This window comes from Streptomyces sp. 13-12-16, assembly GCF_002114215.1.
Classification (GTDB): Bacteria; Actinomycetota; Actinomycetes; order Streptomycetales; family Streptomycetaceae; genus Streptomyces.
This window is the reverse complement of the sequence record NZ_NCTE01001403.1, coordinates 565-845: the sequence shown is the minus strand read 5'-3', so window position 1 is coordinate 845 and position 281 is coordinate 565. Positions and strand designations below refer to the sequence as shown.

Annotated in this window: 1 pseudogene; it reads left to right on the top strand. The window is 77.2% G+C overall.

Features of this window, described 5'->3' with window-relative positions:
* Nucleotides 1-244, top strand: a pseudogene (locus B7767_RS41630) (class I SAM-dependent methyltransferase); the annotation flags it as partial.
* Nucleotides 245-281: the final 37 nt, after the last annotated feature.

Here is a 281-nt window from a genome sequence, read left to right as displayed (position 1 = left end):
CGTACCGCACGACCTGGCCGGCCTGGCCGCCCTCGCCCTCTCCCACGCGCTGCCCGCCCCGGACACCCCCTGGCGCGCCGTCCCGCCGACCCCGTTCCAGCAGCACCTGCGCGCGGTGCTGCTCCGCGCGGGCAGCCCGCTGGTGGTCGCGGCGGCGGTGACGGACCTGGCCCTCGCGCCCGTGGTGCGGCTCACCCCGTTCGCCAACGCCTACCGGATCATCGCGCGGAAACCGAAGCCGTAGAGCCGCAGCCGTGGCACCGTGCCCTGGGGCTCATCCC